The organism is Mycolicibacterium doricum, assembly GCF_010728155.1.
Classification (GTDB): domain Bacteria; phylum Actinomycetota; class Actinomycetes; order Mycobacteriales; family Mycobacteriaceae; genus Mycobacterium; species Mycobacterium doricum.
Window position 1 is genome coordinate 727,988 of sequence record NZ_AP022605.1, and the last position, 23,192, is coordinate 751,179.

Below are 23,192 nucleotides of genomic sequence, written 5' to 3' on the forward strand. Positions count from 1 at the left end.
ATCTCCTGGACGCGCGCCGAGCCGGTTCTGGGACAATCGGCGACGGTGACATGACCATGCAGACAATTGAGACGACCACGACTGAGACGACCACGACTGAGACGACCACGACTGAGACGACCACGACGACGCCCACCGCCCAGGTGGTCATCGACCTCGACGCGATCACGCACAACGTGGCGCGCCTGCGCGAACGCGCCGGGGCGGCGCAGGTGATGCCGGTGCTCAAGGCCGACGGCTACGGGCACGGTGCCACCGAGGTCGCCAGAACGGTGCTCGCGGCCGGCGTCACCGAGCTGGGAGTGGCCACGCTCGACGAGGCGCTCGCCCTGCGCCGCGACGGGATCACCGCACCGGTGCTGGCGTGGCTCCACACCCCCGGCACCGACTTTGCCCCCGCCCTGCACGCCGACGTCCAACTCGCCGTGTCCTCGGTGCGCCAACTCGGCGAGGTCCTCGACGCCGTGCACGGGACCGGGACGACGGCCACCCTCACCGTCAAGGCCGACACCGGGCTGAGTCGCAACGGGGTGAGCCCCGCCGAATACCCGGCGCTGCTGGACCGGCTGGCCCGTGCGGTCGCCGAGGACGCAGTCCGGGTCCGGGGCATCATGAGCCATCTGGCGTGCGGTGACGAACCCCACAACCCGACCAACGACCGGCAGGCGCAGCGGCTGGCGGACATGCGGCGCCGGGCCGCCGACGCTGGAGTGACGTTCGAGATCGCGCATCTGTGCAACTCCCCCGCCGCGATGACCCGGCCCGATCTGGCCTTCGACATGGTCCGTCCAGGGATCGCCGTGTACGGGCAGACCCCCATCCCGGCGCTCGGCGACATGGGTCTGCGGCCGGCGATGACGTTGAAATGCCCGGTGGCGCAAGTTCGTCCGATCAAGGCCGGTGACGGCGTCTCCTACGGCCACACCTGGATCGCCGAACGCGACACGACGGTGGCGCTGTTGCCGATCGGCTACGCCGACGGTGTGTCCCGCACCCTCAGCGGACGCCTGCAGGTGTTGATCAACGGCCGGCTGCGGCCGGGTGTCGGACGGATCTGCATGGACCAGTTCGTCGTCGATCTCGGGCCCGGCGCCGTCGACGTTGCCGAGGGCGACGAGGCCATCCTCTTCGGGCCGGGCGCCTACGGCGAACCCACCGCTCAGGACTGGGCCGAGACGCTCGGCACCATCAACTACGAGATCGTGACAAGCCCCCGTGGCCGCGTCGTCAGAGCCTATCGACGGGGAAGTCGTTGATCGACGACGCGATCAGGCGCCGCGGCAATGCGGGCTGGCTGGCCGGCGCCGCGGGCCTGGCCGCGGTCGGCTCACTGGCCGGAGTGACGGTGGCCCGCTCGCTGATACGCCGAGTCACCGACGACGACCCGTATGTCGCCGAAGACTTCGAGTTGCTCGACGCCGACCGCAGCTCGGTGGTCACCACCACCGACGGGGTGCCGCTGGCCGTCCGCGAGGTCGGCCCCACCGACGCTCCGCTGACCGTCGTGTTCGCCCATGGCTTCTGTCTTCGCATGGCCGCCTTCCACTTCCAGCGGGCCCGCCTGTCGGAGCAGTGGGGCGATCAGGTCCGCATGGTCTTCTACGACCAGCGCGGCCACGGCCAGTCCGGCGAGGCGGCGCCGGACACCTACACCGTCGCGCAGCTCGGACAGGATCTCGAATCGGTGCTGGCCGTCGTCGCTGGGCGTGGGCCGGTGGTGCTGGTAGGCCACTCGATGGGCGGCATGACCGTGCTCTCGCACGCACGGCAGTACCCGCAGCGTTATCCCACCCGTGTCGTCGGCGCCGCGATCATCTCGTCGGCCGCCGAGGGCGTATCCCGTTCCCCGCTCGGTGAGATCCTGAGAAATCCTGCGCTGGAGGCGGTTCGGTTCGCGGCACGCTACGCCCCAGGCACCGTGCACCGCACCCGCGGGCTGGCCCGGGCGGTGATCGGCCCGATCCTGCGCGCGGGATCCTACGGTGACGAGAAGATCAGCCCGAGCGTCGTCGCCTTCTCCCAGAAGATGATGCACGACACGCCGATCCCCACGCTCGTCGAGTTCCTGCACGCGCTGGAGGTGCACGACGAGACCGGTGGCCTGAGCACCCTGGCCAAGATCCCGACGCTGATTGCCTGCGGCGACCGGGACCTGCTCACCCCGGTGGAGTACTCGCAGGAGATGGCGGCCGTGCTGCCCAAATGTGAGCTCGTCGTCGTGCCCGGCGCGGGCCACCTGGTTCAGCTCGAACAGCCGGAGGAGATCGACGACGCGCTGGTGCGGCTGGTCGAACGCGCCACACCGTCCAGACTCGTCGCCCTGACCCGGCGGATCCGCGACCGGGTACGGCCCCGTGGCTGACCGGGAGAGCGGCACCGCCGAACTGGCCACCGCGCAGGACACCATGGAGCTGGGCGCCCGGCTGGGCGCACACCTGTGCGCCGGTGACGTCGTCGTGCTTTCCGGACCGCTCGGCGCAGGAAAGACCGTGCTGGCCAAGGGCATCGCCGAGGCGATGGATGTCGAGGGCCCAGTCACCTCGCCCACATTCGTGCTGGCTCGGGTGCACCGCGCGCGGCAGCCCGGCCGGCCGGCCATGGTGCACGTCGACCTGTACCGGCTACTCGACGACCCCGGCACCGACCTGCTCGCCGAACTCGACTCACTCGACCTCGACACCGATCTCGACGATGCGGTCGTCGTCGTCGAATGGGGTGAGGGCGTCGCCGAGCGGCTCTCCGACAACCACCTCGACATCCGGCTGGAACGCGCCGTGGAGACCGATGCGCGCATCGCGATCTGGCATTGGAGCCGACCGTGAGCAGGCTCGTCCTGGCCATCGACACCGCCACCCCCGCCGTGACCGCCGGGGTGGTGCGCCGGGCCGATGACGCGGTCAGCGTGCTCGCCGAGCGGGTGACCGTGGACCCGCGGGCGCACGCGGAACGGTTGACGCCGAACGTGCTGGCCGCCGTCGGGGACGCCGGAATCACCATGGAGCACCTCACCGCCGTGGTGGTCGGCTGTGGGCCGGGCCCGTTCACCGGCCTGCGCGTCGGGATGGCGACGGCCGCCGCCTACGGTCACGCGCTGGGCATACCGGTGTACGGAGTGTGCAGCCTCGACGCCATCGGGGTCGCGACGTGCGGCGAGGCACTCGTGGTGACCGACGCCCGTCGTCGGGAGGTGTACTGGGCGCGCTACCGCGACGGCGTCCGGATCGACGGTCCCGCGGTCAGCGCACCCGCCGACGCGCCATCCGGCGCCACCGTCGCGGCCGGATCGCCCCATCATGCAGCCTTTCGCCACCTTACCGTCGTCGGCCCGCAGTACCCGTCGGTCGAGGGCCTGGTCCGCGCCGTCTCCGACTGGACCGCGGAGCCCGGCGCGCTGGTGCCGCTGTACCTGCGCCGCCCCGACGCGACGCCGCGCGCCGAACAGATCCGCCGGTGAGCATCACCTACGGCGCCCTCACCAAAGACGATGCCGCCCGTTGCGCCGACCTGGAGGCACAGCTCTTCCCGGGCGACGATCCGTGGCCCGCACGCGCGTTCCTCGCCGAACTGAGCGCCCCGCACAACCACTACGTCGCGGCCCGCGCCGACGGTGTCCTCGTCGGCTATGGCGGCATCGCGCGGCTGGGCCGAAACGCGCCGTACGAGTACGAGATCCACACCATCGGTGTGGATCGGGGCTATCAGGGCCGCGGCATCGGCCGCCGGATGCTCGAATCACTGCTCGAGATCGCCGACGACGGCGTGGTGTTCCTCGAGGTGCGCACCGACAACGAGCCGGCCATCGCGCTGTACCAGAGCGTCGGGTTCGCCAGGATCGGGTTGCGCAAGCGCTACTACCGGGTCAGCGGTGCCGACGCCTATACGATGAGGCGAGACCCACCCAGCGTTGCGAAGCGAGAAGTGCCGTGATCATCCTGGCCGTCGAGAGCTCCTGCGACGAGACCGGTGTCGGTATCGCCGAACTCACCGCCGACGGCACCGTGACCCTGTTGGCCGACGAGGTGGCCAGCAGCGTCGACGAGCACGCGCGCTTCGGTGGTGTGGTGCCCGAGATCGCCTCGCGCGCCCACCTCGAAGCGCTCGTCCCCACCATGCGGCGCGCGCTCGACACCGCCGGTGTCGGCAAACCCGACGTCGTCGCCGCCACGATCGGGCCCGGGCTGGCCGGCGCCCTCCTGGTGGGAGTGGCTGCCGCCAAAGCCTATTCGGCGGCCTGGCAGGTGCCGTTCTACGGGGTGAACCACCTCGGCGGACACCTGGCCGCCGACGTCTACGACCACGGACCGCTGCCCGAGAGCGTGGGGCTCTTGGTCTCCGGCGGCCACACCCACCTGCTGCACGTGCGGTCGCTCGGGGAGCCGATCATCGAGCTCGGCAGCACGGTCGACGACGCGGCGGGGGAGGCGTACGACAAGGTGGCGCGTCTGCTCGGGCTGGGTTACCCCGGCGGCAAGGTGCTCGACGACCTGGCCCGCGAAGGCCACCGCGACGCGATCGTGTTCCCGCGCGGGATGACCGGTCCCCGCGACGATCCCTATGCGTTCAGCTTCTCCGGTTTGAAGACCGCCGTCGCGCGCTATGTGGAGGGGCATCCCGAAGCCTCGCAGGCCGATGTCGCCGCGGGTTTCCAGGAGGCGGTGGCCGATGTGCTCACCCGCAAGGCGGTGCGGGCGGCCGAAACGCTGGGGGTCTCGACGCTGATCATCGCGGGCGGGGTGGCGGCGAACTCGCGGCTGCGGGAGCTGGCCGGACAGCGGTGCGCCGAAGCCGGCCTGACGCTGCGCATTCCGCGGCCCCGGTTGTGCACCGACAACGGCGCGATGATCGCGTCGTTCGCCGCTCACCTCATCGCCGCAGGTGCCACGCCGTCACCGCTCGACGCGGCCAGTGACCCGGGCCTGCCGGTGATGCGGAGCCAGGTGGCGTGAACCGTCGTCCGGGGAGGTGGACGTTCGGTGTCGTACAGGCGACACGTCGGGGACGTGTCGGCCCACCTTCCGACCAACCCGCGGTACTTCGACCGGACAGGCAGCCACCCAGCCTTGAGTGCTAGCACTCGCATGTATAGAGTGCTAGGTGGCAGGCGGCCAACCCTCGTGTCGGCACCCGCGACGACGGCGCTCGGGACCGGACGCATGCCGAACATCTGTAAACGCTGGAAACATTCAGGTCCGGGACCACCTGGGCCTACACCGAACTAGTGGAGGGCTCCATCGTGGCGAGCGTGAACATCAAGCCACTCGAGGACAAGATCCTCGTCCAGGCCAACGAGGCCGAGACCACGACCGCTTCCGGTCTGGTCATCCCGGATACCGCCAAGGAGAAGCCGCAGGAGGGCACCGTTGTCGCCGTCGGCCCCGGCCGCTGGGACGACGAGGGTGAAAAGCGGATTCCGCTGGACGTGTCCGAGGGCGACACCGTCATCTACAGCAAGTACGGCGGTACCGAGATCAAGTACAACGGCGAGGAGTACCTAATCCTCTCGGCCCGCGACGTGCTGGCTGTCGTCAACAAGTAAGCACCCGTGTCCGCCCCGGAGATCCCCGTAACGCACGGGTGATGTCCGGGGCGGCATGCGTTGCACGCCAAAAACAGGAAGACACATATGAGCAAGCAGATCCAATTCAACGAAACTGCGCGCCGCGCAATGGAAGTCGGCGTAGACAAGCTCGCCGACGCGGTGAAGGTGACCCTCGGGCCGCGCGGTCGAAACGTGGTGCTGGCCAAAGCGTGGGGCGGCCCGACCGTCACCAATGACGGTGTCACCATCGCCCGCGAGATCGACCTGGAGGACCCGTTCGAGAACCTCGGCGCCCAGCTGGTCAAATCCGTGGCGACCAAGACCAACGACGTGGCCGGCGACGGCACCACCACCGCTACCGTGCTGGCGCAGGCGATCATCAAGGCCGGTCTACGTAATGTCGCGGCCGGCGCCAACCCCATCGCGCTTGGCTCCGGTATCAGCAAGGCCGCCGACGCCGTGTCCGAGGCGCTGCTGGCCGCGGCCACCCCGATCGACGACAAGAGCGGTATCGCCCAGGTCGCCACGGTGAGCTCGCGTGACGCCCAGATCGGTGAACTGGTCGGTGAGGCGATGACCAAGGTCGGTCACGACGGCGTGGTCACGGTGGAGGAATCCTCAACCCTGAATACCGAACTGGAGATCACCGAGGGAGTCGGCTTCGACAAGGGCTTCGTCTCGGCGTACTTCGTCACCGACTTCGACTCCCAGGAAGCGGTGCTCGAGGACGCGCTGGTGCTGCTGCACCGGGAGAAGATCAGCTCGCTGCCCGACCTGTTGCCGCTGCTGGAGAAGGTGGCCGAGGCCGGTAAGCCGCTGCTGATCATCGCCGAGGACGTCGAAGGCGAGGCGCTTTCCACCCTGGTGGTCAACGCGATCCGCAAGACGCTCAAAGCCGTCGCCGTCAAGGCGCCGTTCTTCGGTGACCGCCGCAAGGCGTTCCTGGAAGACCTCGCCGTCGTCACCGGCGGTCAGGTGATCAACCCCGACGTCGGCCTGGTGCTGCGTGAGGTGGGCCTGGACGTGCTGGGCACCGCGCGGCGCGTGGTGGTCAGCAAGGACAGCACCGTGATCGTCGACGGTGGGGGCAGCGCCGAAGCCATCGCCGACAGGGCCAAGCAGTTGCGCGCCGAGATCGAGGCGACCGATTCCGACTGGGATCGCGAGAAGCTCGAGGAGCGGCTGGCCAAGCTGGCCGGCGGCGTCGCGGTGATCAAGGTCGGTGCGGCCACCGAGACCGACCTGAAGAAGCGCAAGGAAGCGGTCGAGGACGCGGTCGCCGCGGCCAAGGCGGCCGTCGAAGAGGGCATCGTCACCGGCGGCGGCGCCGCCTTGGTGCAGGCCCGCAAGGCTCTGACCGACCTGCGCGGTTCGGTGTCCGGCGACGAGGCGCTCGGTGTCGAGGTGTTCAACTCGGCGCTGTCGGCTCCGCTGTACTGGATCGCCACCAACGCCGGGCTCGACGGTTCCGTCGTGGTGAACAAGGTCAGCGGATTGCCCGCAGGGCAGGGCTTCAACGCCGCGACGCTCGAATTCGGCGATCTGCACGCAGACGGTGTCGTCGACCCGGTCAAGGTGACGCGTTCAGCGGTGCTCAACGCCGCGTCGGTCGCCCGGATGCTGCTCACCACCGAAACCGCGATCGTCGACAAGCCGGCCGAGGAAGAGGATCACGGCCACGGCCACGCTCACTGAGTAGTCCAGTATCGGGCACCCCCGGCGTTCGGGCCGGGGGTGTTCTGCTGTGCGGCCCGGCGCATCGGGATGCCATTGATTCGCTGAATCGTCGAAAAGACACCATCGGCGCTGACAGGGAGTTTAATGTGATGTCCCGGCCTGACGGTCCCCCGGTCGGCGCGCAACACCGCGACGTGCCGATCTTCAACGAGGTGCGGCGCACAGTGGGGCAGTTCTATGCCTCCAGGTCTGCACCATCGGGACCCGCCGCTACACGGAGAGTCCGTGGCGCACACCGAACGAGCGGTCACACCAGGAGGGGGTGTTCGATGCGAACCAACCGCAAGTGGGTCCTCGCGCGACGTCCGACGGGCATCGTCGATCGCGATGATTTCGAGTGGCGCGAAGAACCCGCCCCGACGATCGATGGCGGTCAGTTCCTGGTGCGCAACCGTTGGTTGAGTTGCGATGCCGCACAGCGCAGTTGGATGGAGTTTGACACTTACATTCCGGCACTCCCGCCGGGCGGGGTGATGGCGTCCGTGTCGGTCGGTGAGGTGGTCGAATCCAACCACCCGGGTTTTCGGGTCGGTGAGTACTTGTCCGGCGCGTTCGGGTGGCAGGACTACGCCGTCAGCGACGGCACGGCCTTCGGCGGTCTGCTGCCTCCGGTCGCGATCCCGCCGGGGGTGCGAGCCCACGGCCGCGCTGTCCCTCTTCGGCATCACCGGTCTCACCGCATATTTCGGTCTACTGGATGTCGGCACGCCTGCACAGGGGGAAACGGTCGTCGTCTTCGCCGCTGCCGGGGCGGTGGGATCACTCGTGTGCCAGATCGCCGTGCTCAAGGGTTGTCGCGTCGTGGGCATCGCGGGTGGGCCCCGAAAATGTGGCTGGGTCCGTGAACAACTGGGTGCCGACGAGGTGATTGACTACAAATCCGAAGGTCTGCGGGATCGGATCCATGAGACGTGTCCGGACGGCGTCGACGTGTTCTTCGACAATGTCGGCGGCGAAGTGCTGGACGCGGTCTTGGACAACCTTGCGGGCGGCGCGCGGATCGCGCTGTGCGGGGCGATCTCCGGGTACAGCGACCGCTTGAGCAGGGCGGCGCTCAGGAATCACGTAAGTTTGATCGTCAAACGCGCGGTGATGCGCGGTTTCCTGGTCTTCGAGTACCTGAACCGGGCCGACGAGGCGATAGTGGAGTTGGCGACCTGGGCGGGCGAGGGAAAACTCAGAAGCCATATCGACGTCGTCGAGGGACTCGAGAACGCGCCGGAGGCACTTCGGCGCATCTTCATCGGAGAAAACCTCGGCAAACAACTCGTCAGGATCGGCGGCGTCGGCTGACGCCGGGACCGATTTCGCCTCGACGCGGCCGGCCGTGTACCCTTGGCCGCGTGGATATCGGTGTGCATGCTGGCTATTGGCGCTTTAGCAAGGCTCCGGGCGGAGCCGACAAGGCGCAGCGCTAAGCACGCATCCACCCGGAGCCCAGGCAGTGACCCATGGTCGCTGCCTTTTGTCATTCAAGGGCACCGGAAGTCCTCACCCAGGTGCCCACCCCAGGAAAGGCACCTCGAGAATGAACCTGGCGCAGATCGCCACCCCGCCGGCCACCTCGGACCGGCGCATCCGCAGCTTCAGCGCGATTCCCAGCCCACACGAGGTGCTCGAAGAGTTCCCACTGGGCTCCCGGCGCGCCGAGCAGGTGGCCCGCGACCGCAACGAGATCGCAGACATCCTCGCCGGACGTGACGACCGGCTCCTGGTCGTGGTGGGTCCGTGCTCCGTGCACGATCCGGTCGCCGCACTGGACTACGCCAGCCGGCTTGCCAAGGTCGCCGACGAGCTCGGCGACCGGCTCAAGATCGTCATGCGCGTGTACTTCGAGAAGCCGCGGACGACGATCGGCTGGAAGGGCCTGATCAACGATCCGGGGATGGACGGCACCTTCGACGTGTCTCGCGGTCTGCGCATCGCCCGCCAACTGTTGCTCGACATCATCGACATCGGCCTGCCCGTCGGATGCGAATTCCTGGAACCGACCAGCCCGCAGTACATCGCCGACGCTGTCGCGTGGGGCGCCATCGGCGCCCGCACCACCGAATCCCAGGTACACCGCCAGCTCGCCTCGGGTCTGTCGATGCCCGTCGGTTTCAAGAACGGCACCGACGGCAACATCCAGGTGGCCGTCGACGGTGTGAAGGCGGCGGCCGCCCAGCACGTCTTCTTCGGGATGGACGACCTCGGCCGGGGCGCGGTGGTGAGCACCGAAGGCAACGAGGATTGCCACGTGATCCTGCGCGGCGGCACGGACGGGCCGAACTACGACGCTGACGCGGTGCGGGCCGCGGCCGCCACGCTCACCGCGGCCGGGCTGCCCGGCCGGGTCGTCGTCGACTGCAGCCACGCCAATTCCGGCAAGGACCACATCCGCCAGTCCAGTGTGGCCGCGGAGGTCGCGCAGATGATCCGCGACGGGCACCCGGTCAGTGGCGTGATGCTGGAGAGCTTCCTCGTCGGCGGCGCGCAGTCCTGCGAGTCCCGGCCGCTCACGTACGGCCAGTCGGTCACCGACAAATGCATGGACTGGGCCGCGACGGCCTCAGTGTTGCGCAAGCTGGCTGCTTGCTAGGTTGCCCGCTGAGCCGGCCGTCGAACAGTGTCGTCAAAAGACGGAGAAGCCCCATCTCGGCGTTTGCTGAGATGGGGCGTTCTCGTTCGTCGAGAGGCCGTGTCAGGCGGTCCGGCGAATCCCGCGCTTGAGCAAGATCTCCCGCTCGGATTCGCTCAATCCGCCCCATATTCCGTATGGCTCGCCGACTGCGAGCGCATGCGAGCGGCATTGTGCGAGCACGGGGCACCGCCGGCACATTTCCTTGGCGCGCATTTCCCGCTGGGCGCGGGCCCGGCCGCGTTCGCCATCGGGGTGGAAGAACATCGAGGAATCGACACCCCGGCAAAGTCCGTGCATCTGCCAATCCCAGATGTCGGCGTTGGGTCCGGGCAACTGCTGCGGCTGAGGCATGGGAAAACCCCTCTCTGAAAACCCATTTCGGGAACGGATTAGAGCGTGCGTCGTGGAACAGATCCGAGCACTTGTCGCCGATGACCACTCGTGCACACAACGTAGAAGGGAGAAAGAATTTCCGTCAATAGCCCGATCATGTGCTCAATCGCATATCCATAGCTCAAAAATTTACGTCACGTTCATCGTTCTGACTTGCCGTCGGCGCGAAACGTGCTAACGACCGAGGAGATGCTGGATCCTACGACGGCATTCGGCCAGTTCGCGGCCATTGGCCAGTGGCTGATCCGGTCGTCGGTTTAACGTCACCGTAACCCGGTACGCACGAAGAGTTAACCTCTCGGCGCGCTGCCGATCTCGATTTGCCGGTCCACGCGCCGAGGCCGCGTTGGTAGCGTCGCATGGCCATGACCAGCCCGCTCCTCGACGCCGCGTTCGGCGGCCGTCCCCACCTGTGGCCGCTGCCCCCGCCGGCCGACGCGCAGGACCGGTGGCTGCGGGCGGTGGCCGCCGGCGGGCAGGGCCGCTACGCCGTCGCGCTCACCGACCTGACCGCCCTGAGCCGCTGCGCCGGCCCCGCCCCGCAATCCTTGGCGATGAGCACCAGGGCGTCGTTCCTGCGCCAACTGGGCGGCCACCGGCTGGCCGCGAACTGGGACGGCCGGGCGCTGCTGGTCGCCGACACGGAGGTAGCGGCCGCCGACGCGTTGATCGGCCTCGCGGCCGATGCCCTCGGAGTGTGCCGGTTTCCGGCGTCGCAGCGGCTACTGGACCGGGCGGCCGCGGTCCTGGAGGCCGCGCACGACGCTCGGTTGGCGGTGCGGCTCGAGTGGGTCAGCGCCGAACTGGCGATGATGCAGGGTGATGGTGCAACGGCCGTCGAGCACGCCGAACGCGCCGTGGCGGCGGCAGCGGTGTTCACCTCGCTCCGGCATCGCGTCAAATCCGACGTGGTGCTCGCCGCGGCGCTGTGTAGCAACGGCGAACTCGATCGTTGCCGGGCGATCGCGGACGCCGCACTCGACCGGGCCGGCGCGTTGGGACTGGTGCCGCTGCGCTGGGCGTTGGCCAGCCTGCTCGCTGACATCGGGAGCGCGGCGTACACCGCGAGCCAGGTGACCGACTCTCGCGACACCAGCGCAGATACTCTGCGACACAGGGGCGGTGTGTGGTCGGATCGCTAGTCCGGGTGGCGCCCGTAGGCATCGTTATTGTTTAGCTGAGCCAGACCGTCGGATACGCCGTTCGTAACGTTGGAGAACACACCCACGATGACACTTTCGAGAGACCGTCTCGATGCTGTCGTCGCTGAGGCAGTTGCGGGCGATCGAGATGCACTCCGGGAAGTGCTGGAGACCATTCGACCAATCGTCGTGCGGTACTGCCGAGCCAGGATCGGCGCGACCGAGCGAAGTGGCCTCTCCGCAGACGACGTTGCGCAGGAGGTGTGCTTGGCCGCCATCACGGCGATGCCGCGCTACAAGGAACAGGGACGACCGTTCCTCGCCTTCGTGTATGGCATCGCAGCGCACAAGATCGCGGACGCCCACCGGGCGGCGAGCCGAAACAAATCGGACCCCACCGACGTGGTGCCAGAACGGTTCTCCGGCGAGGCGGGCCCCGAACAGCTCGCCATCAACGCCGAGTCGTCGGCCCGGATGGAGGAGCTGCTCGGTGTGTTGCCGGACAAGCAACGCGAGATCCTCATCCTGCGCGTCGTCGTCGGTATGAGCGCAGAAGAGACCGCCGAGGCCGTCGGGAGCACCGCGGGAGCCGTCCGCGTGGCGCAGCACCGCGCCCTGGCACGGCTGAAGGCCGAGATCATCGCAACGGGGCACGACCATGCCTGATTTCACACGTCGATCCTTCAACGGCGGCGATCCGTCGCTGCCCGAGCTCAACCAGACCGACCGTCTGCTGGACGCGCTCGCCGGTGAACAACCGGTGTATCCGAACGACTCCGGTGAGGCCGAGCTGGCCTACCTGCTGGCCGGCTGGCGTGACGAGGTCCGTCAGCCATCGATGGCCGCTGTCGTGACACCGCGTGACGCGGCGATCGCGCTGGACCGTGCTACCACGAGCACAGCCCGCCGCCGGTTCTCGCTGGCCGTCGTCGGATCCGTGGCCGCGGCGGTGCTGTGCCTCGGTGGTTTCGGCTCGGTGGTCTACAGCGCGGGCCCGGACGACCCGCTGTACGGCCTACGCACCATGCTGTTCGGCGAACAGCATGGTGCGACCCGCGACGACCAGGTCGCATTGGCTGCGCAGACCCAGATGGCCGAGGTGGAGCAGCTCATCGAGCAGGGTGAGTGGACCGCGGCGCAGGAGAGGTTGGAGACGTTGACGACCACGGTCGCCGCGGTCGGGGACACCAGCCGCCAACAGGAACTCGTCGACCAGTGGCAGCAGCTGTCGGTGAAGGTTCAAACCCGCAATCCCGAGGCGACAGTACCGCCGAACGCTGCGCCGGTGGTGCTGCCCGAGATCCCCTCGAACCTGCCGCTGCCCGCACTCCTGTCACCGGACGCCACGTCGCCGTCGAGCAGCCCAGCGCCGTCGGACGGCAGCTCGCCGGGCACGACCCCCCCGCCGTCCACGGATGCCTCGGTGCCGCTGGCGACGACACCGCCAGATCCGTCGACCTCCGCGCCGGGGTACACGTCATTGCCACCCGCGCCGTCACCCACCCCGACGACGGCGCCCACGGCGGCGTCGTCGCAGTCGCCGGCTCCGGCGTCGCCAGCCACGACGACCACCCGGGGGCCCGTCGAGTTGCCGCCGTCCTCGCGGCCGGTGACGACGACGCCGACCACGACGCTCGCACCGACGACCACGACGGATGCGTCCCCAGTGGCGGAGCCCGAGGCCGAGATCGAGGTCGAGGCTGAGCTGCCGACTCGGTCGGCGCCGACCGTCGAGCAGCCGACGGTCGAGCAGCCGGAGATCGCTGCGCCGGTGGTCACCACAACGGTCGTGTTACCGCTGCTGCCGGGCAGCGCTGAAGAAGGAGAGTGACGAACCGCTCAGCGGTAGCCGTCTGATTCCGACGTCGCTTCGTTCAGCGAGGCGTCGGCGTAACCGCGGCAGTAGTCCCACGTGACGTAGGCGTCGGGTTCGGGATCGTAGGCCGGCTCGTGTGGCCGCACAGTGCCGTCGACGAGCAGCTGCAGCAGGTTGGCGCGCAGCATGTCCCAGTCGTGGTAGTGATCCTGCTGACATTCGTCACAGCAGACGACCAGACCGCGGATCCCCTTGTGGGCGAGAAGTGCCTCGTAGACCGCGAGGTCCGCCAGATCGGCCTCGACGGCAGTGCGCTCCTGCGGGTCCAGCGGCTGACCGGGTTCGAGCGCGTCGAGGGCCGCCGAGGGATCACAGGGATCGTCAGCGAACGGATCGGGCGGCAAACCAGGTGGCAGGTGGTCTCGCACGGGTTCCACATTACGCAGCCCTGCTGTGATCACGCCAGCGGTCACCGGTGTGGCGGCGCGATGTGCGGGGCCGAGCCGCCACCGCTGCAACCGATACGATTGATTATCCGCCCAAGTGCCTATGGAGGCCGCCCCATGTCGATCGCTGAACGCAGCGTTCCCATCGCCGTACCGGTGCCGACCGGCGGCGACGACCCGACGAAGGTGGCCATGCTCGGGCTCACCTTCGATGACGTCCTGCTGTTGCCGGCCGCCTCCGACGTCGTGCCTGCGACGGCCGACACCTCGAGCCAACTGACGAAACGTATCCGTCTGCGGGTGCCACTGGTCAGTTCGGCGATGGACACGGTCACCGAATCCCGGATGGCCATCGCGATGGCGCGGGCCGGCGGCATGGGCGTGCTGCACCGCAACCTGCCGGTGGCCGAACAGGCCGGCCAGGTCGAGACCGTCAAACGGTCCGAGGCCGGGATGGTCACCGACCCGGTGACCTGTTCGCCGGACAACACGCTCGCCGAGGTGGACGCGATGTGTGCGCGGTTCCGTATCTCCGGTCTGCCGGTCGTGGACGACCGCGGTGCGCTGGTCGGCATCATCACCAACCGTGACATGCGCTTCGAGGTGGACCTGTCCAAGCCGGTCTCCGAGGTGATGACCAAGGCGCCGCTGATCACCGCGCAGGAAGGTGTCTCGGCCGAGGCCGCGCTCGGACTGCTGCGGCGCCACAAGGTCGAGAAGCTGCCGATCGTCGACGGCCACGGCAAGCTGACCGGGTTGATCACCGTCAAGGATTTCGTCAAGACCGAGCAGTTCCCGCTGGCCACCAAGGACTCCGACGGCAGGCTGCTCGTCGGCGCGGCGGTCGGCGTCGGTGACGACGCGTGGACTCGCGCGATGACGCTGGCCGACGCCGGCGTGGACGTGCTGATCGTCGACACCGCCCACGCACACAACCGCGGTGTGCTGGAGATGGTGCATCGCATCAAGACCCTGCTCGGCGACCGGGTCGAGGTGATCGGCGGCAACGTCGCCACCCGGTCAGGAGCCGCCGCACTCGTCGAGGCAGGGGCCGACGCGGTCAAGGTCGGTGTCGGCCCGGGGTCGATTTGCACCACACGCGTGGTGGCCGGCGTTGGAGCACCACAGATCACCGCGATCCTCGAGGCGGTCGCGGCATGCGCGCCGTCCGGTGTGCCGGTGATCGCCGACGGTGGCCTCCAGTACTCCGGTGACATCGCCAAAGCACTGGCCGCCGGCGCGTCGACGGCCATGCTTGGCTCGCTGCTGGCCGGCACCGCCGAAGCCCCCGGCGAGCTGATCTTCGTCAACGGCAAGCAGTTCAAGAGTTACCGCGGTATGGGGTCGCTCGGCGCGATGCAGGGCCGCGGGGCGGTCGGCAACCTGCGCGGCAGTTACTCGAAGGACCGCTACTTCCAGGACGACGTGCTGTCCGAGGACAAGCTGGTGCCCGAGGGCATCGAAGGCCGGGTGCCGTTCCGCGGTCCGCTGGCGCAGGTGATCCATCAGCTCACCGGCGGTCTTCGCGCAGCCATGGGTTACACCGGTTCGCCCACCATCGAGGCGTTGCAGCAGGCGCAATTCGTGCAGATCACCGCCGCCGGGCTGAAGGAAAGTCACCCGCACGACATCACGATGACCGCCGAAGCGCCCAACTACTACGCCCGCTGACGGACTGGAACAGCACTGTGCGAGACATGGTCGAAATCGGTATGGGGCGCACCGCCCGCCGTACCTACGAACTGCACGACATCAACATCGTGCCGTCGCGCCGCACCCGTTCGTCGAAGGACGTGTCGACGGCGTGGCAGCTCGACGCCTACCGGTTCGAGATCCCGGTGGTGTCTCATCCGACGGACGCGCTGGTGTCGCCGGAGTTCGCGATCGAACTCGGCCGACTCGGCGGGCTCGGCGTCCTCAACGGCGAAGGCCTGATCGGCAGGCATGCCGACGTCGAGGAGAAGATCCGGGAGGTTGTCGAGGCCGCCGACAAGGAGCCCGATCCGTCGGCGGCGATCCGGCTGCTGCAGCAGCTGCATGCCGCACCATTGGACCCCGGCCTGCTGGGTGCGGCCGTGTCCCGCATCCGCGACGCGGGAGTGACGACGGCGGTGCGGGTGAGCCCGCAGAACGCCGAGGCGTTGACCCCGACGCTGCTGCAGGCGGGCATCGACCTGCTGGTCATCCAGGGCACCATCGTGTCGGCCGAGCGGGTCGCCTACTCGGAGACCGCGGCCGGTGAACCGCTCAACCTCAAGACGTTCATCTCCGAACTCGACATCCCGGTGGTGGCGGGCGGCGTGCTGGACCACCGGACCGCACTTCACCTGATGCGCACGGGAGCGGCCGGGGTGATCGTCGGCTACGGATCGACGTCCAACGTCACCACCAGCGACGAGGTGCTGGGCATCAGCGTGCCGATGGCCACCGCGATCGCCGACGCCGCCGCCGCCCGCCGTGAGTACCTCGACGAGACCGGCGGACGGTACGTGCACGTGCTGGCCGACGGCGACATCCACACCTCCGGCGACCTGGCGAAGGCGATCGCCTGCGGCGCCGACGCGGTGGTGCTCGGCACACCGCTGGCGCGCGCGGCCGAGGCGTTGGGAGGCGGATGGTTCTGGCCCGCGGCCGCCGCGCACCCCTCGCTGCCCCGCGGTGCGCTGCTGCAGGTGGCGCTCGGCGAACGGCCGTCGCTGGAACAGGTGCTCACCGGGCCCTCGGACGATCCGTTCGGATCGCTCAACCTGGTCGGCGGACTGCGCCGTTCGATGGCCAAGGCGGGTTACTGCGATCCCAAGGAGTTTCAGAAGGTCGGCCTCACGGTCGGCGCCTAGCTGAGTGCTTTGCCCCGGGCAGACGCAGAACCGCCTTGGGAGCCGGTCTCGAACGCGATTCTGTGTCTGGTCGTGCTGGCTCAGTTTCCCATTGGCCCATACTGGTGTGATGCAGCCTGACTACGACGTCCTGATCATCGGTTCGGGGTTCGGCGGCAGCGTGACCGCGCTGCGCCTCACAGAGAAGGGTTACCGCGTTGGCGTACTTGAAGCGGGCCGCCGCTTCGCCGACGAAGAGTTCGCGAAGACCTCGTGGGACCTCCGGAACTTCCTGTGGGCACCGCAACTGGGTTGCTACGGCATCCAGCGCATCCATCTGCTCCGCGACGTCCTCATCCTGGCCGGCGCGGGTGTCGGCGGCGGATCGCTGAACTACGCCAACACCCTCTACGTGCCGCGCGAGCCGTTCTTCAACGACCCGCAGTGGAAACACATCACCGACTGGAACGAGGAGTTGCTGCCCCACTACGAGCAAGCCCAACGGATGCTCGGCGTGGTCCCGAACCCGACGTTCACCGACGCCGACCGCGTCGTGAAGGAGGTCGCCGAGGACATGGGCGTCGGCGACACCTTCGTGCCCACACCGGTCGGGGTGTTCTTCGGGCCGGACGGGCAGAAGACCCCGGGCAAGACGGTGCCCGACCCGTACTTCGGTGGTGCCGGCCCGGCCCGCAGGGGCTGCATCGAGGTCGGCGAATGCATGACCGGATGCCGCCACAACGCCAAGAACACGCTGGTGAAGAACTACCTCTACCTCGCCGAGAAGGCGGGCACCGAGGTGCATCCGCTCACCACGGTGACCAGCTTCGAACAGCGCGACGACGGCGTCTGGGAGGTGACCACCGTGCGCACCGGCCGAAAGCTGCGGCGCCAGAAGCGGACCTTCACCGCCACCAACCTCGTTCTCGCGGCGGGCACCTTCGGCACCCAGAAGCTGCTGTTCAAGATGCGCGACACCGGCAAGCTGCCGGAGTTGTCCGACCGGCTGGGCATGCTGACCCGCACGAACTCGGAGTCCATCGTCGGTGCAGGGCGGTTGGAGGCCGCCGACGACCTCGACCTCACCCACGGGGTTGCCATCACCTCGTCGATCCACCCGACATCGGACACCCACATCGAACCGGTGCGCTACGGCAAGGGTTCCAACGCGATGGGGCTGCTGCAGACGCTGATGACCGACGGCGCCGGCCCGGAGGGTACCGATGTGCCACGCTGGAAGCAACTGATCACCAACGCGCGCAACGACCCGCACGGCTCCGTCCGGCTGCTCAACGTGCGGCGGTGGAGCGAGCGGACGTTGATTGCGCTGGTCATGCAGAACCTCGACAACTCGATCACAACGTTCACCAAACGCACCAGGTTCGGTACCCGGCGGCTGACGAGCAAACAGGGCCACGGTGAGCCAAACCCGACATGGATCCCCGTGGGTAACGAGGTGACGCGGCGGATCGCCGAGAAGATCGACGGTGTCGCGGGCGGCACCTGGGGCGAACTGTTCAACATCCCGCTGACGGCGCACTTCCTCGGCGGCGCTGCCATTGGCGACAGCCCCGAGCGCGGCGTCATCGACCCGTACCACCGGGTGTACAACTATCCGACGCTGTACGTCACCGACGGTGCGGCGATCTCGGCCAATCTCGGTGTCAACCCGTCGCTGACCATCAGTGCGCAGGCGGAACGGGCCGCGTCGCTGTGGCCGAACAAGGGTGGGCAGGATCTGCGGCCGGCGCAGGGCGACGGATACCGCCGCCTCGACCCGATCAGGCCCGCGCATCCGGTGGTGCCCGCCGGTGCGCCGGCGGCTCTGGACTGGAACGCCACCCGGCAAGAGGTCAACCGGCGCGATCCCACCACCGCCGAGGCGCAAGGCGCCTGACCTCAGACCGGCTTGGTCAGGCGGCGTCGGAGCGGTTCGCGGCCCGGGGGCTGCGACGGTGTCGGCAACATCGGCGTGCGTTGCTGCACCTTCACCGCCGTGGGCTCTTCGGTGGACAGGACAACCTCTTGGCCCGCGTGCCGGATCGTCAACCGGCCGTCCGGCCCGTCGCGCAGCGTATAGGTAACCTCGTCGTGGCAGGCATCGACCGTCAGCCGGAAGTCGCGCCAGCGCAACCGGAATCGCAGGCGCGACAAGGCGTCGGGCAGGTGCGGGTCCAACGACAGCATGCCCTCGTCGTCGCGCAGACCGCCGAAGCCGCCGACCAGCGCGGTCCACGCGCCGGCCAGCGACGCCATGTGCAGGCCGTCGCGGGTGTTGTGGTGCAGGTTGCGCAGATCGATCATCGCCGCCTCGAACGCATAGTCGTGGGCGAGGTTCAGATGCCCGACCTCCGCACACATCACCGCCTGCGTGCACGCCGACAGCGAGGAGTCGCGAGTGGTGCGCCGCTCGTAGTAGTCGACATTGCGGGCCTTCTGTTCGTCGGTGAAGGCATGGCTCTGCCACTGCATCGCGAGCACCAGGTCGGCCTGCTTGACCACCTGGGCGGGGTAGAGCCGCACATATGGCTCGTGCAGCAGCAACGGATATGAGGTGTTCTCGGTGAAGTTCCACTCGGCCAGCGTGGTGAAGCCCTCGCACTGCGGGTGCACGCCGAGTTCCTCGTCGTAAGGGATGTGCGCGGTAGCGGCGGCTTCCCGCCACGCCGACATCTCCTCGGTGTTCACGCCCAGGTCGTTGGCGATCTGCGAGCGCCTCTCACAGGCGTCGGCCGCCACCCGCAGGTTGTGGGCGGCCATCAGGTTGGTGAAGACGTTGTCGCGCACCACCGCGGTGTACTCGTCCGGTCCGGTGACGCCGTCGAGATGCCACACGCCGTGACGGTCGTGGTGCCCGATGCTCATCCACAGCCTGGCCGTGTCGATCAGCAACGCGAGTCCGCATTCGTCCTCGAGGGAGTTGTCGCCGGTGACCGTGCGGTAGCGGTCGAAAGCCATGGCGATGTCGGCGTTGACATGCCAGCCCGCGGTGCCCGCCGGCCAGTACGCCGAGCACTCCTCGCCTCGGATGGTGCGCCACGGGAACGCGGCGCCCTTGAGATCCAGTTGTGTCGCACGTTCCCTCGCCAACGGCAGGGTGGAGGCCCGCCACCGCAGCGCGTCGGCGGCGGCGGAGGGTTTGGTGTAGGTCAGCACCGGCAGCACGAAACCCTCGGTGTCCCAGAAGGCGTGGCCGTCGTACCCGGTGCCCGTCAGACCCTTTCCGGGGATCGCGCGACGTTCCGCGCGGGCGCTGGCCTGTAGTACGTGGAACAGGCCGAACCGCACCGCCTGCTGCAGGTCCGGGTCGCCTTCGACCTCGACGTCGGCGCAGTCCCAGAATTCGTCGAGATAGGCGCGTTGGGCGTCGAGCAACCCCTGCCAGCCGGAATAACGCGCACCGGTCAGTGCGGCGGCCGCCTGGTCGCGCAGTGCCGGGCGGGAGCGCAGGCTCGACCACCCGTAGGCGAGGTACTTGACGATGCGCAGGCGCTGGCCGGGGCGCAGTCCGCAGATCACGGTGGTGCCCGCGAGGTCTTCGCGGGCGTCCGTGCTGATTTCGACGCGGCCGGGAACCTCGACCTCGTGGTCCATGCCCGCGGCCATCATCAGGGCGCTGCCGCGGGTCCGGTGCACCAGGAGCGCACTGTGGTCGGTTCGCTCGTGATGGACCGCCTCGAGAGGTTTACGCAGTATCGCCGCCACCCGTGGGTCACCGGACCGCTCAGGCTGGTCTTCGTTCGCGACGAGCTCCGATTGCACCGTCACGCGGACGAATTCGTCGACCGCCTCGACGACGTACTCGATGGCCGCGACGCTGCGCTGCGCCAGCGACACCAAGCGAGTGGACTTCACCTGCACCTGCTTGCCGGTCGGCGACCGCCAGTGTGCCCGTCTGTCCAGGGTGCCGGCCCGCAGGTCGAGCGTCCGCTCATGGGCGAGAAGGTCGCCATAGCGGACGTCGAACGGCTCGTCGTCGACGAGCAGCCGGATGATCTTCCCGTTGGTGACGTTGACAATCGTCTGGCCCGCTTCCGGGTAGCCGTACCCGGCCTCCGCATAGGGAAGTGGCCGGAACTCGAAGAACGAGTTCAGATACGTACCCGGCATGCCGTGCGGTTCACCCTCGTCGAGATTCCCGCGGAAGCCGATGTGTCCGTTGGATAGTGCGAACAGCGACTCGGATTCGTCGATCAAATCGAAATCGAGCCTGGCCTCCCGGACCTGCCACGGCTCGACGGGGAAGACGTCGTAGGGGATCACGGTGCCTCCAGCAGTTCGGCGAGGTCGGTGACGACGATGTCGGCCCCGCTGAGTCGGAGTTCCTCCGCCTGGCCGACGCGGTCGACTCCCACCACGTAGCCGAAGTTGCCGGCCCGTCCAGCCGCCACCCCGGCGAGCGCGTCCTCGAATACGGCACTGCGAGCCGGTGTCACGTCGAGTAGTTGGGCCGCCCGCAGAAAGGAGTCCGGCGCGGGTTTACCCGCGATGTGCTCCTCGCGCATGGTGACGCCGTCGACGCGGTGCTGCACGTAGCGCGCCATCCCGGTGACGTCGAGGATCTCTTCGGTGTTGGCGCTCGACGAGACGACCGCGATGCCCAGACCTGCTGCACTGGCGTCCTCGAGGTAGCGGCGCGAGCCCTCGAACACCTCGATGCCGTCACGCCGCAAGATTTCGTGGAACATCTGGTTCTTGCGGTTGCCCAACCCGAGCACGGTTTCGGCGTCGGGCGGGTCATCGGGTCTGCCGTCAGGCAGTACGATCCCGCGGCTGGCCAGAAACGACCGGACGCCGTCCTCGCGGCGTTTGCCGTCCACGTAGCGCAGATAGTCGGCGCCCGCGTCGAACGCTACGAACGGCTCCCCGGTGCGTTCTGCGCGGGTGCGCAGGAAGTCGTCGAACATCGCCTTCCACGCCCTGGTGTGGACGCTGGCTGTGTCGGTCAGCACGCCGTCGAGGTCGAACAGGCAGGCGGTGATCCGCTCGGGCAGACCCAGCACAGCGGTCCTCGCTTCCAAGATCGGGTTCCCCGCTCGGGTAACCATTGCCGCCCCGACACTAACGTGACGGCTGAAATCGGGCCTCCTAGACTGTGGCAGTGAATTCCCCATCCCCGCGGCCTGTCCTGGTCGTCGACTTCGGCGCGCAGTACGCGCAGCTGATCGCACGTCGGGTCCGCGAAGCTCGGGTCTTCTCCGAAGTCATCCCGCACACCGCCACCGTCGAGGAGATCAAGGCCAAGGACCCGCAGGCGATCGTGCTGTCCGGCGGTCCGGCGAGCGTCTACGCCGACGGCGCCCCGCAACTCGACCCGGCGCTGTTCGACCTCGACGTCCCCGTGTTCGGTATCTGCTACGGCTTCCAGGCCATGGCGCAGGCGCTGGGTGGCACCGTCGCCCACACCGGCACCAGCGAATACGGTCGCACCGAGCTCGAAGTGGCCGGTGGAGAACTGCATTCGGACCTCCCCGCCACCCAGCCGGTGTGGATGAGCCACGGTGACGCGGTCACCGAGGCGCCGTCCGGTTTCCAGGTGGTGGCAACCAGCGCCGGTGCGCCGGTCGCGGCCTTCGAGAACCGGGCGCGCCGGCTGGCCGGCGTGCAGTACCACCCCGAGGTGCTGCACTCACCCCACGGCCAGCAGGTGCTCAGCCGCTTCCTGCACGACTTCGCGGGCATCGGGGCCACATGGACCCCGGCCAACATCGCCGACGCGCTCGTCGAACAGGTCCGTGAGCAGGTCGGCGACGGCCGCGCCATCTGTGGATTGTCCGGCGGGGTGGACTCGGCGGTGGCCGCCGCGCTGGTGCAGCGCACCATCGGTGACCGTCTAACCTGTGTGTTCGTCGACCACGGCCTGCTGCGATCGGGGGAGCGGGCACAGGTACAGCGCGACTTCGTCGCCGCCACCGGCGCCAATCTCGTCACCGTCGACGCCGCCGACCGGTTCCTCGAGGCGCTCTCCGGGGTGACCAATCCTGAGGGCAAACGCAAGATCATCGGCCGCGAGTTCATCAGCGCCTTCGACGGCGCCGTGGTCGACATCGTGGGTGACAGCGGAGCGCCGGTCGAGTTCCTGGTGCAGGGCACGCTGTACCCCGACGTCGTCGAATCCGGCGGCGGGTCGGGTACGGCGAACATCAAGAGCCACCACAACGTGGGTGGCCTGCCCGCCGACCTGAAATTCCAGCTCGTGGAACCGCTGCGGCTGCTGTTCAAGGACGAGGTTCGCGCGGTCGGACGTGAACTCGGGCTGCCCGAGGAGATCGTCGCGCGCCAACCGTTCCCCGGTCCGGGGCTGGGCATCCGCATCGTCGGTGAGGTGACGCACGGGCGGTTGGAGACGCTGCGGCACGCCGATGCGATCGCCCGCGAGGAGCTCACCGCCGCGGGCCTGGACAACCAGATCTGGCAGTGCCCGGTGGTGCTGTTGGCCGATGTCCGGTCGGTGGGCGTGCAGGGCGACGGCCGCACCTACGGTCATCCGATCGTGCTGCGGCCGGTGTCCAGCGAGGACGCCATGACTGCCGACTGGACCCGGGTGCCCTACGAGGTGCTCGAGCGGATCTCCACCCGAATCACCAACGAGGTGCCCGAGGTGAACCGCGTGGTGCTCGACGTCACCAGCAAGCCGCCGGGCACCATCGAGTGGGAGTAGACGGGAACCGTCGCGGGCA

The 23,192-nt window shown here is 68.5% G+C and carries 22 protein-coding genes; 18 read left to right on the forward strand and 4 right to left on the reverse strand.

Annotation, left to right across the window (positions count from 1 at the left end):
- The first annotated feature begins 56 nt into the window (after positions 1 to 56).
- From alr to G6N07_RS03735, 11 genes are all read left to right on the forward strand, one after another.
- Positions 57 to 1,256 carry an alanine racemase gene (alr, locus tag G6N07_RS03685; RefSeq protein ID WP_085192452.1) on the forward strand — a complete coding sequence of 400 codons (1,200 nt, stop codon included), beginning with the start codon at positions 57 to 59 and terminating at the stop codon, positions 1,254 to 1,256.
- The gene (locus tag G6N07_RS03690) at positions 1,253 to 2,362 is read left to right on the forward strand and encodes an alpha/beta fold hydrolase (RefSeq protein WP_085192337.1); all 1,110 of its coding nucleotides are present in this window, start codon (positions 1,253 to 1,255) and stop codon (positions 2,360 to 2,362) included. The genes alr and G6N07_RS03690 overlap by 4 nt, the downstream gene beginning before the upstream one ends.
- Positions 2,355 to 2,822, forward strand: coding sequence for a tRNA (adenosine(37)-N6)-threonylcarbamoyltransferase complex ATPase subunit type 1 TsaE (tsaE, locus tag G6N07_RS03695; protein ID WP_085192336.1), 468 nt, complete (start codon positions 2,355 to 2,357; stop codon positions 2,820 to 2,822). Before G6N07_RS03690 ends, tsaE begins: the two co-directional genes overlap by 8 nt.
- Positions 2,819 to 3,454, forward strand: a complete 636-nt coding sequence (gene tsaB, locus G6N07_RS03700; protein WP_085192335.1) for a tRNA (adenosine(37)-N6)-threonylcarbamoyltransferase complex dimerization subunit type 1 TsaB — start codon at positions 2,819 to 2,821, stop codon at positions 3,452 to 3,454. Before tsaE ends, tsaB begins: the two co-directional genes overlap by 4 nt.
- Positions 3,451 to 3,927, forward strand: coding sequence for a ribosomal protein S18-alanine N-acetyltransferase (gene rimI / locus G6N07_RS03705; RefSeq protein WP_085192334.1), 477 nt, complete (start codon positions 3,451 to 3,453; stop codon positions 3,925 to 3,927). The genes tsaB and rimI overlap by 4 nt, the downstream gene beginning before the upstream one ends.
- A complete protein-coding gene (gene tsaD / locus G6N07_RS03710; RefSeq protein ID WP_085192333.1) occupies positions 3,924 to 4,946 on the forward strand; it encodes a tRNA (adenosine(37)-N6)-threonylcarbamoyltransferase complex transferase subunit TsaD in 1,023 nt (340 codons plus the stop codon). The genes rimI and tsaD overlap by 4 nt, the downstream gene beginning before the upstream one ends.
- 287 nt (positions 4,947 to 5,233) lie before the next feature.
- Positions 5,234 to 5,536, forward strand: a complete 303-nt coding sequence (gene groES, locus G6N07_RS03715; RefSeq protein WP_041310041.1) for a co-chaperone GroES — start codon at positions 5,234 to 5,236, stop codon at positions 5,534 to 5,536.
- Between the two features lie 87 nt (positions 5,537 to 5,623).
- Positions 5,624 to 7,234, forward strand: a complete 1,611-nt coding sequence (gene groL / locus G6N07_RS03720) for a chaperonin GroEL (RefSeq protein WP_085192332.1) — start codon at positions 5,624 to 5,626, stop codon at positions 7,232 to 7,234.
- A gap of 311 nt (positions 7,235 to 7,545) precedes the next feature.
- Entirely contained in the window at positions 7,546 to 8,121 is a 576-nt protein-coding gene (locus tag G6N07_RS20875) for an MDR/zinc-dependent alcohol dehydrogenase-like family protein (protein ID WP_163784079.1), read from the forward strand.
- Positions 8,078 to 8,569 (forward strand): MDR family NADP-dependent oxidoreductase, encoded by a 492-nt coding sequence (locus G6N07_RS20120; protein WP_235849908.1) that lies wholly within the window; start codon positions 8,078 to 8,080, stop codon positions 8,567 to 8,569. Before G6N07_RS20875 ends, G6N07_RS20120 begins: the two co-directional genes overlap by 44 nt.
- Before the next feature lie 235 nt (positions 8,570 to 8,804).
- Entirely contained in the window at positions 8,805 to 9,857 is a 1,053-nt protein-coding gene (locus G6N07_RS03735; protein ID WP_085192331.1) for a 3-deoxy-7-phosphoheptulonate synthase, read from the forward strand.
- A gap of 102 nt (positions 9,858 to 9,959) precedes the next feature.
- Here G6N07_RS03735 and G6N07_RS03740 read toward each other — a convergent pair whose 3' ends face one another.
- Entirely contained in the window at positions 9,960 to 10,250 is a 291-nt protein-coding gene (locus G6N07_RS03740; RefSeq protein WP_085192330.1) for a WhiB family transcriptional regulator, read from the reverse strand.
- Between the two features lie 407 nt (positions 10,251 to 10,657).
- Between G6N07_RS03740 and G6N07_RS03745 the strand changes: the two genes are divergently transcribed.
- The 3 genes from G6N07_RS03745 to G6N07_RS03755 all read left to right on the forward strand — a co-directional run bounded on the left by G6N07_RS03745 (position 10,658) and on the right by G6N07_RS03755 (position 13,265).
- A complete protein-coding gene (locus G6N07_RS03745; protein ID WP_085192451.1) occupies positions 10,658 to 11,434 on the forward strand; it encodes a hypothetical protein in 777 nt (258 codons plus the stop codon).
- 87 nt (positions 11,435 to 11,521) lie between these two features.
- Entirely contained in the window at positions 11,522 to 12,100 is a 579-nt protein-coding gene (locus tag G6N07_RS03750; protein WP_085192329.1) for a sigma-70 family RNA polymerase sigma factor, read from the forward strand.
- Positions 12,093 to 13,265, forward strand: coding sequence for an anti-sigma-D factor RsdA (locus G6N07_RS03755; protein ID WP_085192328.1), 1,173 nt, complete (start codon positions 12,093 to 12,095; stop codon positions 13,263 to 13,265). The genes G6N07_RS03750 and G6N07_RS03755 overlap by 8 nt, the downstream gene beginning before the upstream one ends.
- Before the next feature lie 8 nt (positions 13,266 to 13,273).
- Here G6N07_RS03755 and G6N07_RS03760 read toward each other — a convergent pair whose 3' ends face one another.
- Entirely contained in the window at positions 13,274 to 13,678 is a 405-nt protein-coding gene (locus tag G6N07_RS03760; RefSeq protein ID WP_085192450.1) for a DUF5319 domain-containing protein, read from the reverse strand.
- A 135-nt stretch (positions 13,679 to 13,813) separates the two neighbouring features.
- Here G6N07_RS03760 and guaB point away from each other — a divergent pair, with 135 nt between their 5' ends.
- The 3 genes from guaB to G6N07_RS03775 all read left to right on the forward strand — a co-directional run bounded on the left by guaB (position 13,814) and on the right by G6N07_RS03775 (position 18,409).
- Positions 13,814 to 15,367 (forward strand): IMP dehydrogenase, encoded by a 1,554-nt coding sequence (gene guaB, locus G6N07_RS03765; RefSeq protein ID WP_085192327.1) that lies wholly within the window; start codon positions 13,814 to 13,816, stop codon positions 15,365 to 15,367.
- 26 nt (positions 15,368 to 15,393) lie between these two features.
- The gene (locus G6N07_RS03770) at positions 15,394 to 16,533 is read left to right on the forward strand and encodes a GuaB3 family IMP dehydrogenase-related protein (RefSeq protein WP_179959945.1); all 1,140 of its coding nucleotides are present in this window, start codon (positions 15,394 to 15,396) and stop codon (positions 16,531 to 16,533) included.
- Positions 16,534 to 16,642: 109 nt separating this feature from the next.
- Positions 16,643 to 18,409, forward strand: coding sequence for a GMC oxidoreductase (locus G6N07_RS03775; protein WP_085192325.1), 1,767 nt, complete (start codon positions 16,643 to 16,645; stop codon positions 18,407 to 18,409).
- Between the two features lie 2 nt (positions 18,410 to 18,411).
- Here the strand turns inward: G6N07_RS03775 and G6N07_RS03780 are convergent, their stop codons facing one another.
- Both G6N07_RS03780 and G6N07_RS03785 read right to left on the reverse strand, forming a co-directional pair.
- Positions 18,412 to 20,775: a glycoside hydrolase family 65 protein gene (locus G6N07_RS03780; protein ID WP_085192324.1), complete on the reverse strand. Its 2,364-nt coding sequence runs from the start codon at positions 20,773 to 20,775 to the stop codon at positions 18,412 to 18,414.
- Positions 20,772 to 21,560 carry a beta-phosphoglucomutase family hydrolase gene (locus G6N07_RS03785; RefSeq protein WP_085192323.1) on the reverse strand — a complete coding sequence of 263 codons (789 nt, stop codon included), beginning with the start codon at positions 21,558 to 21,560 and terminating at the stop codon, positions 20,772 to 20,774. Before G6N07_RS03785 ends, G6N07_RS03780 begins: the two co-directional genes overlap by 4 nt.
- 53 nt (positions 21,561 to 21,613) lie before the next feature.
- Between G6N07_RS03785 and guaA the strand changes: the two genes are divergently transcribed.
- The gene (gene guaA / locus G6N07_RS03790; RefSeq protein WP_085192322.1) at positions 21,614 to 23,173 is read left to right on the forward strand and encodes a glutamine-hydrolyzing GMP synthase; all 1,560 of its coding nucleotides are present in this window, start codon (positions 21,614 to 21,616) and stop codon (positions 23,171 to 23,173) included.
- Positions 23,174 to 23,192: the final 19 nt, after the last annotated feature.